This window comes from Bacillus sp. REN3 (assembly GCF_017912555.1).
Classification (GTDB): domain Bacteria; phylum Bacillota; class Bacilli; order Bacillales; family Cytobacillaceae; genus Mesobacillus.
On the sequence record NZ_JAERSD010000016.1, the window covers coordinates 92648 to 107125 of the forward strand.

Genomic DNA, 14478 nt, shown 5'->3' on the forward strand with positions numbered 1-14478 from the left:
ATACATGATACTGAAGCAGGAGGATATTGCGATTGGAGAAGGATATACGATTTAAAAGAGCAGAATTTGCCGCCATGGTTGGCGTAGTCGGCAATATAGCCTTAGCAGCAATGAAGTGGGGAATAGGCATTTATGCCAACAGTAAGGCGCTGGTTGCGGACGCTGTGCACTCAGCATCCGATGTCGCGGGCTCACTCGCGGTCTATTTCGGGTTGAAAGCAGCGAAACAGCCGCCTGATAAGGATCACCCTTATGGACACGGTAAGGCCGAATCGATAGCGGCAATTATCGTTGGGGTACTGCTGTTGCTGGTTGGAATCGAGATAGGCAGATCCTCGATAAAAGCTTTTTTCGAACCAATCGAACCGCCGAAGACTATCGCAATTCTTGCGGTAATCGTTTCAATCATTGTAAAAGAGGGAATGTTCAGATATAAATATCGGCTCGGAAAGAAGCTGAAAAGTGACGCATTGATTGTGAATGCCTTTGAGCACAGATCCGATGTCTATTCATCCATCGCCGCGCTTATCGGAATCAGCGCTGCCGTAGCCGGAGGTATGCTGGGCCTTGATTGGCTTGTCTATGCCGATCCTGTAACAGGGCTGCTCGTTGCCTTATTTGTCATAAAGATGGCCTGGAAGCTTGGCAGGGAATCGATCCACAATGCTATCGACCATGTCCTTCATGAAGATGAAACAGAAGAATTCAGGACGGTGGTACAGTCCATTCCAGAAGTCAAAAAGCTGGACGAGCTGCACGCAAGGGAGCATGGGCATTATGTCATCATCGATCTGAAAATTTCGGTCGATCCCCATATTACTGTTGAAAAAGGACATTCAATCGGAAAGAACGTGAAAAAGAGGCTGTTGGAAATGAAAAATGTACAGAATGTTTTCGTCCATATCAATCCATACCATGAAGAAAGAAGGTACGAAGACAATTTGCAAATTGAGTAGTAGAAGGAGTGGGGAAACATGAAATTTCAGTGGGCACTGCTACTGGGCATTGCATTTGCACTCATTGTCTCTGTTTTTGCCGTGATAAATGTAGAGCCAGTGGCGGTCAACTATCTTTTTGGCGAAGCAGAATGGCCGCTCATATTGGTGATTCTTGGATCTGTCCTGATGGGCGGCATCATTGTCGGTTCTGTTGGGCTGTTCAGGATGTACATGCTCAAGCGAGAGGTCCGGGCATTGAAAAAGCAGAACAGGGCTTTAGAAGAAAAGCTCGCTGGCGAGGAGGAAGCGAGGGAAGGGCCGCCCCCTCAAATTGAAGATATTCATTGATCAGGAGCAGCATATTGCATGCTGCTTCTTGCTGTAGGGGAGTGTTGCCAGCCTCCAATATGTGAGGGGAGCCAACTCCAAATTGGAGCATTGTTTGATTGTTTTTTTTGAATGGTTACTTCTCTTTTGGAACCTCATCTCAATTACCGGGAAAAATCGGCATGCCAGAAATTTATCTTTGTTATTTTGAGGAAAGCAATCCTTACGGTGAAATTCAATCAAAAAAAACGGTGTGAGGGGAACCAATTTGAAAGCATAAAATTTTTGAGAGTGATAAAATAAACTTTGGGACAACCAATATGGCGAATTGCAAGCTTAAAAAATGGGAAAATACCATCTCTCTTAGGAACCCATTGCACCAATCGTCCCTCTCTGCATTTCCTGGAGACGGCAGTTTCAAAGAATTACACCGAATTCGTTGATTGAAACGGAAACTGGGCTTTTGTATAATAGAAAGGCTGAGAGGTGAACGTATGTTAAAACCAAAAACAAGGTGGATTGTTAAACAATCGGACCAGTCGAAAACAGAGTCGCTTGTAAGGGAACTCAATATCAGTCGTTTGACAGCTTCTCTTCTCGTCAATCGCGGATTGGATACCGTGGAAGATGCCCGGTATTTTTTATTTGCCCGGAAAAATGAATTCCATGATCCTTTTTTGCTGAAGGATATGGATAAGGCAGTAAACCGCATCAAGCGCGCTGTGGAAACACAAGAACCTGTGCTGGTGTTTGGAGACTATGATGCAGACGGTGTCAGCAGCACGACTGTCATGATGAAAGCCCTTCAGGAATTGGGGGCGAATGCAACTTATTACATACCAAATCGCTTCACAGAAGGTTACGGTCCTAACGAAACGGCCTTCAAAAAAGCAGCTGAACAGAGAATCAGGCTGATCATTACTGTCGATACGGGTATTTCTGCACTGCATGAAGCGGATGTTGCGAAAGAACTTGGCATCGACCTGATCATTACGGATCACCATGAACCAGGCCCTGTGCTGCCGGATGCTTTTGCCATCATTCATCCGAAGCTGCCTGGAAGCGTTTATCCTTTTAAGGACCTGGCTGGTGTGGGAGTGGCTTTCAAGGTTGCCCATGCCCTGCTTGGAAAGCTTCCCGAGCATTTGCTCGAATTCGCCGCGATTGGCACAATCGCCGACCTTGTGCCCTTGCTTGATGAAAACCGCCTGATTGCCCTCAATGGCATCGAGCAGCTGAAAACAAGCAGCACTCCAGGACTGCATGCTTTATTGAGGGTAACCAAAACAAAACGTTCGGCAATAGATGAAGAAACGATTGGGTTCCTGATCGGACCGCGGGTGAATGCAGCAGGTCGCCTTGGCAGTGCGGATCCCGCCGTCAAGTTGATGATGTCTTCTGATCCGGAGGAAGCGATGATGCTTGCGGAGGAAATCGATTCTTTGAACAAGGAACGGCAGGCGCTTGTCGCCGAGATTGCTGAAGAAGCCATCCAGGAGGTCGATAGCCGCTATCCAGTTGATGAAAATCCGGTTCTGGTTGTCGGCAGGGAAGGCTGGAATCCTGGGGTGATCGGAATTGTCGCCTCTAAGCTTGTGGAAAAATATTATCGTCCGGCCATTGTGCTGAGTTTTGACGAAGAAAAAGGCGTAGCAAAAGGTTCGGCAAGGAGTATAGCCGGATTCGACTTATTCAGGAACCTGTCGGCATGCCGGGACATCCTTCCTCATTTTGGTGGGCACCCTATGGCCGCAGGGATGACACTGAAACTTGAGGATGTCGACGGGCTCAGGGACAGGCTGAATGCCCTCGCAAGGGAACAATTGACAGATGAAGATTTGATCCCGGTCTCGTACATTGATGCGGAAGTTGATGTAAAGGAAATCAATATCGAGTCTATTAAGGAACTTGGTCTCCTTTCCCCCTATGGCATCAGCAATCCGAAACCTAAGGTACTGATCGATGATGCAAGCATAGCGGCATTGAGGAAGATCGGGTCAGACAAATCACATTTAAAGCTGTCTCTTGAGGAAGATGGTGCTGCCATTGACGGGATTGGCTTCGGGTTCGGATATTTGCAGGACCACATTTCGCCGAGTTCGAAGCTGTCTGTCATTGGCGAACTGGCAATCAACGAATGGAATAACATCAGGAAGCCGCAAATCTTCCTGAAAGACGCAGCGGTGAAATCGTGGCAACTTTTTGACTTCAGGGGATTGAAGAAAATCGAAAAGATGCCGGGAATGATTCCGGCTGAAAATCGGAAATGGATTCTTTTCAACCATGGATTGAAAGATAAATTTTCTTCTATTGTGGATGATTCATTGGAAGTGGCAGCAACAAAGGAGGAAGCAGAGAAAATCGGGGTTGATTCCAGTTTCATTGTCCTTCTTGATCTTCCGCCAACCAAAGAAATCCTGCATGCTTTATTTGCCGGTAAATCTCCTTGCAGGGTCTATGTCCATTTTTACAAGGAGAACAGCGACTTCTTCACGACGATGCCCACGCGAGAGCATTTCAAATGGTTCTATGCGTTCCTTGCCCAAAAAGGCCCATTTGATTTAAAAAAATACGGGGACGAGCTAGCAAGGTATCGAGGGTGGACAAAAGAAACTGTCGATTTCATGTCACAGGTGTTTTTTGAACTGAATTTTGTTAAAATAAACAATGGATTTATTTCACTCGAACGAAATGTACCGAAAAGGGATTTATCCGAATCGAAAACATACCAGCACAAAGTGCAAGCATTCACTCTTGAAAATGAGTTGCTCTATTCGTCATATGAGCAATTGAAGGGCTGGTTCGACCAGGTGATTCAAGGGTCGGTGAGAAATGAGGAGGCAATTATAGAATGGATTTGAAACAATATATCACCATCGTTCCCGATTGGCCAAAGCCGGGAATTAAGTTTAAAGATATCACCACTTTAATGGACAATGGCGATGCATATAGATATGCGACGGACCAAATCGTCGCTTATGCACGTGAAAAAGAAATCGAGATTGTAGTCGGACCCGAAGCACGCGGCTTCATCATCGGCTGCCCGGTGGCTTATTCCCTCGGAGTAGGGTTCGCTCCTGTCAGGAAAGAAGGCAAGCTGCCCCGCGAGACAATCAAGGTGAACTACGGCCTTGAATACGGCAAGGATGTCCTGACAATCCATAAGGATGCCATCAAACCAGGGCAGAGAGTATTGATTACGGATGACTTGCTCGCTACAGGGGGAACAATCGAAGCTACGATCAAGCTGGTAGAAGAGCTTGGAGGCGTTGTCGCAGGAATTGCTTTCCTGATCGAATTGACATATTTGGATGGACGCGAAAAGCTTGAAGGTTATGACCTTCTGACTTTGATGCAATATTAAAATAGCAGGGCGCTTCATTAAGAAGTGCCCTTTTACATTGGAAATGCTATGGGAATTTTGGACCAGCCGCAATACAGCTGCATTCATATGACAGGGTGTCCTATCCTGAAGGTAAGGAATCACGGTCCACAATCCAGGTCATTCGGCATAGCCTATATAAGCGGAAATCACCTTACATTCAGATATGGCTAATTACTTCATCTACTGCAGCCGTTTTTACGCTGGGGAACAGCGAGCGAGGGCCTCTGTCAGCGGATGCCTTGCGGACAAAGAACCAGCATTCCCTTCTTAAACATTAGCGAAGGAAATGCTCATGTACTGACGTGTGGCTCACGACTTCAGGACTAGTAAACATTGGGCTTTAAGACAGCCTTCAAAAATATTTTTCGACATTTTTCTTATTTTTGCTGTTTAAATATATTCCTATCCCTTTACATCTTTGCATTTTTCTTTGATAATAGTAACAATACTTTATAAGAATAATTCTAGTACTTATAGAGGAATGATGTATCTATCATTCATTTTTCGATAAATCCCGCAGGAAAATGCGGATTCTTATAATATAAATAAGGTGATCCTATGGCGAATGATCAGGTAATGACAGCAGAACAGGTCATTGACTGTACAAAAGCATATTTAAATGATGAGAATGTGGAATTGGTAAGGAAGGCATATGAATTCGCCAGACAGGCTCATCATGATCAATTCAGGAAATCCGGGGAACCGTACATCATCCATCCAATCCAGGTGGCAGCCATCCTTGCGGACCTCGAGATGGATCCAGCGACTGTTGCAGCAGGCTTTCTTCACGATGTCGTGGAAGATACAGATGTGACGCTTGATGATATAAGGGAAACATTCAATGATGAAGTAGCCATGCTTGTCGACGGGGTAACGAAGCTTGGGAAAATCAAATACAAATCCCATGAGGAACAGCAGGCGGAAAACCATCGGAAGATGTTCGTGGCGATGGCCCAGGATATCCGGGTGATTCTCATCAAGCTTGCTGACCGACTCCATAATATGAGGACATTGAAGCACCTGCCGCTTGAAAAACAACGGAGGATTTCGAATGAGACGCTTGAGATATTCGCTCCGCTTGCCCATAGGCTCGGTATCTCGAAGATCAAATGGGAGCTCGAGGATACAGCGTTAAGGTATTTAAACCCGCAGCAATACTACAGGATTGTGAATTTGATGAAAAGGAAGCGCGCTGAACGGGAGCAATATCTGGATGAAGTCATCGAAGAGGTTCGGGAACGGCTCAAAGAAGTTTCAATCAAGGCTGAAATATCCGGCAGGCCTAAGCATATCTATAGCATCTATCGAAAAATGGTCCTTCAAAACAAGCAATTCAACGAAATCTATGACTTGCTTGCCGTAAGGATCGTCGTCAAAAGCATTAAGGATTGCTATGCGATCCTTGGCATCATCCACACATGCTGGAAGCCAATGCCTGGCAGGTTCAAGGATTATATCGCCATGCCAAAACCAAATATGTACCAGTCGCTCCATACTACAGTGATCGGCCCAAAAGGAGATCCGCTGGAAGTCCAAATCAGGACAGAGGAAATGCACCGGATCGCTGAGTTCGGGGTTGCTGCTCACTGGGCTTACAAGGAAGGAAAATCAGCTGAGGGATCCAATTTTGAGACGAAGCTGTCCTGGTTCCGGGAAATCCTTGAGTTCCAAAATAATACAGCTAACGCTGAAGAATTCATGGAATCGCTCAAGATTGACTTGTTTTCTGACATGGTATTCGTGTTCACGCCAAAGGGAGATGTCATTGAATTGCCGTCCGGATCAGTCCCGATCGACTTTGCCTACCGTATCCACTCGGAGATCGGCAACAAGACGATTGGCGCGAAGGTGAACGGGAAGATGGTCACGCTTGATTATCAATTGAAGACCGGAGACATCGTCGAAATCCTGACATCCAAGCACTCCTATGGACCAAGCAAGGATTGGCTGAAACTTGCCCAGACGTCCCAGGCGAAAAACAAAATCCGCCAATTTTTCAAAAAGCAGCAAAAGGATGAAAACGTTGAAAAAGGCCGGGAACTGCTTGAGAAAGAAATCAGGAATATGGATTTTGATGTCAAAGAAATCCTTACTGGTGAGAACCTGAAGAAGGTAGCCGAGAAATTCAACTTTTCCAATGAGGAAGATTTATTCGCCTCGATCGGCTATAACGGCATAACAGCACTCCAGGTGGCGAACAGGCTGACAGAAAAGCTGCGGAAACAGCGTGACTTGGAGCAGGAGAAGGATATCGCAAACGCTGTTTCAGAAATGAAGGCCTTTGCCCCTGCAAAAAGACGGGAATCAGGCGTCAGGGTTGCGGGAATCGACAATCTGCTGATCCGTTTGTCGCGCTGCTGCAATCCAATCCCTGGAGACGATATCGTGGGATTCATTACAAAAGGAAGAGGCGTTTCTGTCCATCGGTCCGATTGTGTGAACATCCATTCAGAGGATGCACAGGCCCGGCTGATCCCCGTTGAGTGGGAAACAGGATTGAATGACCGGAAGGAATACAATGTCGATATTGAAATCAGCGGATATGACCGAAGAGGGCTCCTGAACGAAGTGCTGCAGGCAGTGAATGAAACAAAGACAAATATTACCGCAGTGTCCGGCAAATCGGACCGCAACAAGGTCGCAACGATCAATATGTCAATCGCGATCCATAATGTCAGCCATTTGCAGAAGGTCGTTGACCGGATCAAACAGATTCCTGACATCTACGCAGTCAGAAGGATGATGAGTTAAGGAGATTTGAGAATGCGATTAGTTGTACAGCGAAGCAAAGAGGCAAACGTAACGGTGGATGGGAAGATTACCGGCTCGATTACAAAAGGGTTTGTAGTTCTTGTCGGCGTCACTCATGAAGACCGTGAAGAGGATGCTGCCTTTCTCGCAGGGAAGGTCGCGAACCTCAGAGTCTTCGAAGACGATGCAGGGAAGATGAATTTATCCCTGATGGACGTGGGCGGAGAAGTCCTTTCAGTATCCCAATTTACCCTGTATGGCGATTGCAGGAAAGGCCGGAGGCCGAATTTCATGGAAGCGGCAAAGCCTGGCCATGCGAGCGCCATTTACGATGCCTTCAACCGATTTCTTGAAGAAAAAGGTGTGAAGGTGGAAACCGGGGTATTCGGAGCAATGATGGATGTCCAGCTCACAAATGACGGGCCGGTGACTTTGATCATCGAAAGTTGATAATAAAAAAAGAAGGCATTCCAGATATTCAGGGAATGCCTTCTTTTATTGCAAGCGATCCATAAAACCGCCTTAATTGTTTTTGAAATATCTCGCCAACCCCTCAGAGATGCCACTCGCCACTTTTTCCTGATATTGAGGGCTATTGACGAGCATTTCCTCTGCCGGATTGCTCAAGTATCCTAGCTCGATCAGCACGCTTTTTTGCCTGTTTTCCCTTATGACGTGGTAATCGCCAAACCGTGTACCCCGGTCCTTCAGCATGGTCCTGTTGATCACAGCCGAATGGATTTCCTTACCGAGGGGCTTTTGGCTGGAATGATAGTAATAAGTCGTCATTCCCCTTATGCTCCGGTCATTGATGCTGTCATAATGCAGGCTGATGAACGCATCTGCGTTATGATAGTGGGCCGTGCTGACCCGGGAGCCAAGCGATAGGTAGGAGTCATGGTTCCTGGTAAGGATGACGTTCGTGCCCGAAGCTTTAAGCTTGTCATAAAGGGACTGGGCAGTCTTTAAAGTCAATGTTTTCTCAAGCGTTCCCCTGACGCCTGTCGTACCATTATCCCTGCCTCCATGGCCGGGATCGATGATGACCGTCTTATTTTTTATATGTTTTTCAGCACCTGGCTTTTCAACCTGTTGGGCATTTCCAGCGACTGTGACGATCCAGCCGGCGACATAGCCAATCTTACCGTCAGGCAATGAAATTTCATACCAATCTTTCTTCAGGCTCCTGACCGGGTAGAGTTCGCCCTGATTTGCCCTCCGAATGACTGCCGTTGCGGTGCTTGGTCCTTTTCGGATATTTGTACCGTTCTCAAGGATTTTGACAATGCTCTTTTGGGTTGTCTGTTTTGGAGGAATAGCGGGCCCGCTTTGTTTCTTGTCAAAAAACCAGGCTGCTGCCCAGCCAGTTTTCCCCGGCCGGTATTCAATTTTCATCCAATTATTTTGTTCATCGAGGATTTGGAAGCTTTGACCCTTGGAAACCGAACCAACAATTTTGCTGTTGAGTGAATTTCGCTCACGGACATTCAAGGTGGAAGCTGTCACCATTCCTGTATACTGTCCCGATGATACTTTATCCTTTGTGCCTGTTCCTGCCTGATTCAGGAATTGGCTGCTTACCCACGCTTTCCTGCCAGAATAGGTAATGCTTGTCCAGCCATTGGACTGTTCGAATATTTCAACTATTGTCCCTTTCTTCAAACTTCCGATTGTCCTGGCATTCAATGAAGGGTGATCACGGACATTCAATGAGTCTGCAGAGATTGTGGCAGTGTTCTTTGTTTTGGTAGTGCTTGAAGATTTCCCCGGAATTTCAGTGCTGCTTGTTCGTAAATATTCACCTGAAACCCAGCCTTGTAGTGATCCGCTGCTGATTTGTATCCACTGCCCACTGGTACTTAGGATTTTAACAGATTGGCCATTATTGAGGGAGCCAATGATGCTAAAGTTCGTACCGGGACCTTTGCGGACCCTGAGACCATTTGCTGTTACTTTGCCGGTGTCGCTGTTGGAGATTGCTGAGCCAGGGGAAGGGTCATTTCCAAGCTTTTCAGTAAACCATTCCGCTACCCAGCCTTCTTTTCCCCTGCCAAGGCTGATCTTGATCCAGTCACCTGATTCTTTAAGAATCGGATACTGTTCTCCCTTCCTGACAGAACCGGCAATAGGATAGCTTAAGCCGGGGCCCTGTCTTACGTTCAGGCTGGTTGCTGTAATCTTTAGCTTTCCATTGGCCGCTTCTGCGCGATCATGGCCCGCTGGCAGGCTCGATAAGATCAGGAGCAAACTAAGGACGGCTGCAATCATGCTATTCTTGGACAATGCTAATGACCCCTCCCTTTCTTGTTTTCTATAAACCCTATATTACCTGAATTTACCGGTGAAATCACCCGATTCCTTTTACTTTTATCGGATTTTCCGCGAAAAATTTTAATGGATTGGTTGACGAATGTAACTTTTTCTTTATTCTGGGCAGAATATGCAGGAATAGAAGAGGGAAGGTGATTGCATGCGTAATAGCGAGAAAGGACAATTTTCTTCATTTGGCGAGAATCAGCTTTTTGGAGTGGACTTCCATGATTTTATCCAGAGAGAACAAAGTTCACATGCTGTTGAACTGGCGTCTGAATTCGGCCTGTCTCTCCGTGATGTGAAAAAATTAAAAAAGCAGCTTGGGCGTTCATGATTTGCCCTTGACAATCGCAGATCCACTCCGTATTATAATATAAATAAAATGCCATATTGGAACTGTACCGTTGATGGAGCACAGTAGCCGAGAGACACATGAAAAGAGAGGGGATGCCCTGGCTGAAAGCATTCCTGCATGATGACTTGGTGAATGAACACTCCGTAGGAATCCTCTTTGAACGTGGCATCAGCCATCATTAGGAGGGGACGTATTCAGGCGTTAACTGTCAAAGAGGAAGTGCGCTCAGGGGCGCCTTCAATTAGGGTGGCACCACGGGAATCAAAGCTCTCGTCCCTTGTTAGAATAGCAAGGGATTGGGGGCTTTTTTTATTTTTACATAGGCTGTTTTCTAAAAGATTGTTGTTTTCTGAATCAATTTTAAGAAAAATAAATCGTTTTCGATTGATTGCAACGGAAGGTGAGAGACTCCTGCGGATCAGCGGGTAAGTTGAGCCCCCACAGGCGCTTTTCCGACGAAGAGACTCAGCTCACCCCCCGCGGAAAGAGAGCAGCCTGAAGTGTAAATCAATCATTTATTAAAAAACAGCAAATTTTACGAAAACAGCTTTTACATAAGATAGAATCTTGATGACGATGGAGGAGGATGCACCGTGGCTATTAAAATCAATATTCCGCGGGGAACACAGGACATATTGCCGGGCCAGGCTGAAAAATGGCAGTTTATCGAAGAGAAAGCGAGGGAGCTTTGCGAAAGGTATCAGTACCGTGAAATCAGGACACCGATCTTCGAACAGACTGAATTGTTCCTGCGCAGTGTCGGCGATACGACGGATATTGTCCAAAAAGAAATGTACACTTTCGCAGACCGGGGGAACAGGAGCCTGACATTGCGCCCTGAAGGGACTGCAGCTGCCGTCCGCTCTTTTGTCGAGAATAAGATGTTCGGAAATCCGAACCAGCCGGTAAAGCTTTATTATATGGGTCCGATGTTCAGGTATGAACGCCCACAGGCCGGGAGATTCCGTCAGTTCGTCCAATTCGGGATCGAAGCAATGGGCAGCGCTGATCCTGCGATTGATGCGGAAGTGATTTCACTCGCCATGGCGATGTATCAGGAGTTGGGCTTGAAAAAACTGAAGCTTGTCATCAATAGCCTTGGAGACAAAGAAAGCCGCAAGGCGCACAGGGATGCCCTTGTTAATCATTTCGAGCCGCGGATCGGGGAATTTTGCAGCGACTGCCAGAACCGCCTGGAAAAGAACCCTATGAGGATCCTGGATTGCAAGGCGGATCGGGATCACGAGCTGATGAAATCCGCTCCATCAATCCTTGAGTATCTAAATGAGGGTTCCTCTCAATACTTCTCAAAAGTGAAACAGTACCTTACAGATCTTGGCATCGAATTTGAAGTCGATCCTAACCTTGTCCGCGGACTTGATTATTACAATCACACTGCATTTGAAATCATGAGCAATGCAGAAGGGTTCGGTGCGATTACCACGCTTTGCGGCGGTGGGCGCTACAACGGTCTTGTCGAAGAAATCGGCGGACCCGAAACTCCGGGAATCGGTTTTGCTCTCAGCATTGAAAGGCTGTTATCCGCCCTTGATGCTGAAGGGGTTGAACTTCCTTTAAAAGAAGAAATCGACTGTTATCTCGTCTCACTTGGTGACAAGGCTAAAGATTACACAGTCGCCCTGCTGCACAAGCTGAGGGTTGCAGGATTTTCTGCTGAACGAGATTACCTTGACCGAAAAATAAAAGCTCAATTCAAGGCAGCCGACAGGATGAACGCAAGATATGTTGCTGTATTGGGTGATGATGAGCTGAACGAAAACAAGATCAATCTCAAAACGATGGAAACCGGTGAACAGACCGAATTGCCGCTTGAAGATTTCATTGATAAGTTCCATGAGATTTCCGGAACAAGGGGGAGTATGTAATGTTTGGAAGAACGTATTTTTGTGGTGAAGTTACCGAAACAGCTATCGGAGAAAAAGTGACGCTAAAAGGCTGGGTGCAAAAGCGCCGGGACCTGGGGGGACTGATCTTCATCGATTTGCGCGACCGGACAGGTATCGTGCAGATTGTTTTCAACCCGGATGTCTCACCTGAAGCACTGGCGATTGCCGATAAAGTAAGGACAGAATATGTACTTGATGTGAAAGGAACCGTTGTCGGCCGCGGGGAAGGAACCGTCAACGAAAACCTCAAGACAGGGAAAGTCGAAGTCCAGGCGGAAGAACTGACCATCATCAATGAAGCGAAAACCACACCTTTCGTGATCGCTGATAAGACCGATGTTTCCGAAGATGTCCGTTTGAAGTACAGGTATCTTGACCTTCGCCGACCAGTGATGTTTGAAACGTTCAAAATGAGGCATCAGGTCACGAAAGCGATCAGGGATTTCCTTGACAGCGAGGGATTCATGGATGTCGAGACGCCGATCTTAACGAAAAGCACCCCAGAAGGAGCAAGGGATTATCTGGTGCCAAGCAGGGTGCATCCCGGTGAATTCTATGCGCTTCCTCAATCTCCGCAGCTTTTTAAGCAGCTGATGATGGTCGGAGGTTTCGAGCGTTATTACCAGATTGCCCGCTGCTTCCGCGATGAGGACTTGCGCGCTGACCGACAACCTGAATTCACTCAGGTGGACATTGAGGCAAGCTTCATGAGCCAGGAAGATATCCTGGGATTGACCGAACGCATGATGCAAAAAGTCATGAAGGATGTTAAAGGATTGGACATTCCTATACCATTTCCGCGCATGACCTTTGAAGAGGCCATGGATCGTTTTGGCTCAGACAAGCCTGATACCCGATTTGACATGGAACTGATTGACCTATCCGATACAGTCAAGGACTCAGGATTCAAGGTTTTCGCTTCAGCAGTGGCCGGTGGCGGCCAGGTAAAGGCAATCAATGTCAAAGGAGCTGCATCAAGGTACTCGCGGAAGGACATTGATGGGTTGACAGAGTTCGTTGCTGTTTACGGAGCAAAAGGGCTTGCATGGCTAAAGGCGGAGGAAGGCGGCCTAAAGGGGCCGATTTCGAAGTTCTTCGCCCAGGAGGACCAGGAAGCCCTTATTTCCAAACTTGATGCCGAAACTGGCGATTTGCTGCTGTTCGTGGCTGACAGAAAGAATGTTGTCGCCGACGCGCTTGGCGCTCTCCGCCTGAAGCTCGGAAAAGAAATCGGCCTGATTGACCAGAGCAAGTTCAATTTCCTCTGGATTACTGACTGGCCGCTGCTGGAGTTCGACGAGGAAGCGGGCCGCTTCTTCGCTGCGCACCATCCTTTCACGATGCCTGTACGCGAGGATTTGCCATTGCTTGAAAGTGACCCATCAAATGTAAAGGCACAGGCTTATGACCTTGTCCTGAATGGCTATGAGCTGGGGGGCGGCTCGCTGAGGATTTTCGAACGGGACGTTCAGGAAAAGATGTTTTCTGTGCTTGGATTCACGAAAGAACAGGCAAATGAGCAATTCGGTTTCCTGCTTGAGGCGTTCGAATACGGTACGCCGCCGCATGGCGGAATCGCTCTTGGCCTTGACAGGATGGTGATGCTGCTGGCTGGCAGGTCCAACCTGCGTGACACGATTGCATTTCCTAAAACGGCAAGCGCGAGCGACTTGCTGACAGATGCTCCAGGGGAAGTGAGCAGTGCCCAGCTCGATGAGCTTCATCTGTCATTAAATGTCAAGAAAGACTCGTGATATCCATTTCTCAATTACTTGAACTTCGTTTCTGTGTGTGATATTATACTAACAAAAGATAAAGAGTCCTGATGTGTTCGTTGTTAAACCTGAAGTTTTGACCTAACATTTTTCGTTCGGGAGCCTGAGTTTCCTGGCAGCGTAAATGCCTCTGGCTTGAGGACTTACAGAAACCTGGAACAGGGCACCCACCTGCTGAGAGCGGGTTCAAGACGAAGGCATCTAAAGCGACGGCACGATTGGGACTCTCTGATACATACTTTTAAAACCATGCCTTGCATGGTTTTTTTTCAAAGGAAAAGAAATTATAAAATTTTGTTCTCCACAGCATTTTGTGCTGTGGTATTTTTATTTTACGGAGCCCAACATTCTGAAGCGAATTTTTTCAACAGGGGAGCACATCCGTGCCTCTTTGATCTTTTTGTATCCGATTCTCTGTTATCTGCTGAAAAACGGAAAAGCAAAAAGAACGTTTTATAATTGCCTGACTATATATGAAAGAGTTGGACAGGCTGCGGCGGAGGGCCATTTTTTATCGGTGGGAACTGGTACAAATCATAGGTGATTTCAACAGTTGATTGTTGATTCCGACAAAGTTCCACTTAGTGGAATTGGATCCAGGCGCTACTTTATTTGCAAAAACCCAAACGGTTGTTTTTTAAAAAGAAAGACTGTGTTAAAGCTGAATGTTGTTTTTTAAAGAGTTGATTGGAACGGAAGGGACTGACTCCTCGAAAATGCTAATGCA

The 14478-nt window shown here is 46.8% G+C and carries 10 protein-coding genes, 1 other RNA gene and 1 other annotated feature; of the genes, 10 read left to right on the top strand and 1 reads right to left on the bottom strand.

Annotated features, from left to right (window positions below):
* The first annotated feature begins 32 nt into the window (after window positions 1–32).
* The 6 genes from JJQ88_RS14605 to dtd all read left to right on the top strand — a co-directional run bounded on the left by JJQ88_RS14605 (window position 33) and on the right by dtd (window position 7851).
* Window positions 33–956 carry a cation diffusion facilitator family transporter gene (locus JJQ88_RS14605; protein WP_210366780.1) on the top strand — a complete coding sequence of 308 codons (924 nt, stop codon included), beginning with the start codon at window positions 33–35 and terminating at the stop codon, window positions 954–956.
* Window positions 957–974: 18 nt separating this feature from the next.
* Entirely contained in the window at window positions 975–1286 is a 312-nt protein-coding gene (locus JJQ88_RS14610) for a LapA family protein (protein WP_210366781.1), read from the top strand.
* Window positions 1287–1759: 473 nt separating this feature from the next.
* Window positions 1760–4126 (top strand): single-stranded-DNA-specific exonuclease RecJ, encoded by a 2367-nt coding sequence (recJ, locus tag JJQ88_RS14615; RefSeq protein ID WP_210366782.1) that lies wholly within the window; start codon window positions 1760–1762, stop codon window positions 4124–4126.
* Window positions 4117–4629 carry an adenine phosphoribosyltransferase gene (locus tag JJQ88_RS14620; RefSeq protein WP_210366783.1) on the top strand — a complete coding sequence of 171 codons (513 nt, stop codon included), beginning with the start codon at window positions 4117–4119 and terminating at the stop codon, window positions 4627–4629. Before recJ ends, JJQ88_RS14620 begins: the two co-directional genes overlap by 10 nt.
* A 579-nt stretch (window positions 4630–5208) precedes the next feature.
* A complete protein-coding gene (locus tag JJQ88_RS14625) occupies window positions 5209–7401 on the top strand; it encodes a RelA/SpoT family protein (protein WP_210366784.1) in 2193 nt (730 codons plus the stop codon).
* A 12-nt stretch (window positions 7402–7413) separates the two neighbouring features.
* Complete coding sequence (dtd, locus tag JJQ88_RS14630; RefSeq protein ID WP_210366785.1) at window positions 7414–7851, top strand: D-aminoacyl-tRNA deacylase; 438 nt, start codon at window positions 7414–7416, stop codon at window positions 7849–7851.
* A 72-nt stretch (window positions 7852–7923) separates the two neighbouring features.
* Here the strand turns inward: dtd and JJQ88_RS14635 are convergent, their stop codons facing one another.
* Window positions 7924–9684 (bottom strand): N-acetylmuramoyl-L-alanine amidase family protein, encoded by a 1761-nt coding sequence (locus JJQ88_RS14635; RefSeq protein WP_246861199.1) that lies wholly within the window; start codon window positions 9682–9684, stop codon window positions 7924–7926.
* A gap of 187 nt (window positions 9685–9871) precedes the next feature.
* Here JJQ88_RS14635 and JJQ88_RS14640 point away from each other — a divergent pair, with 187 nt between their 5' ends.
* The 4 genes from JJQ88_RS14640 (at window position 9872) to ssrS (ending at window position 13980) form a co-directional block, all read left to right on the top strand.
* Window positions 9872–10048 carry a hypothetical protein gene (locus tag JJQ88_RS14640; protein WP_210366786.1) on the top strand — a complete coding sequence of 59 codons (177 nt, stop codon included), beginning with the start codon at window positions 9872–9874 and terminating at the stop codon, window positions 10046–10048.
* A gap of 61 nt (window positions 10049–10109) precedes the next feature.
* Window positions 10110–10350 (top strand) — a binding site (T-box leader).
* Between the two features lie 318 nt (window positions 10351–10668).
* The gene (hisS, locus tag JJQ88_RS14645; RefSeq protein ID WP_210366796.1) at window positions 10669–11955 is read left to right on the top strand and encodes a histidine--tRNA ligase; all 1287 of its coding nucleotides are present in this window, start codon (window positions 10669–10671) and stop codon (window positions 11953–11955) included.
* A complete protein-coding gene (gene aspS, locus JJQ88_RS14650; RefSeq protein ID WP_210366787.1) occupies window positions 11955–13730 on the top strand; it encodes an aspartate--tRNA ligase in 1776 nt (591 codons plus the stop codon). The genes hisS and aspS overlap by 1 nt, the downstream gene beginning before the upstream one ends.
* Window positions 13731–13792: 62 nt before the next feature.
* Window positions 13793–13980: non-coding RNA, 6S RNA (ssrS, locus tag JJQ88_RS14655), on the top strand.
* The last annotated feature ends 498 nt before the right edge of the window (window positions 13981–14478 follow it).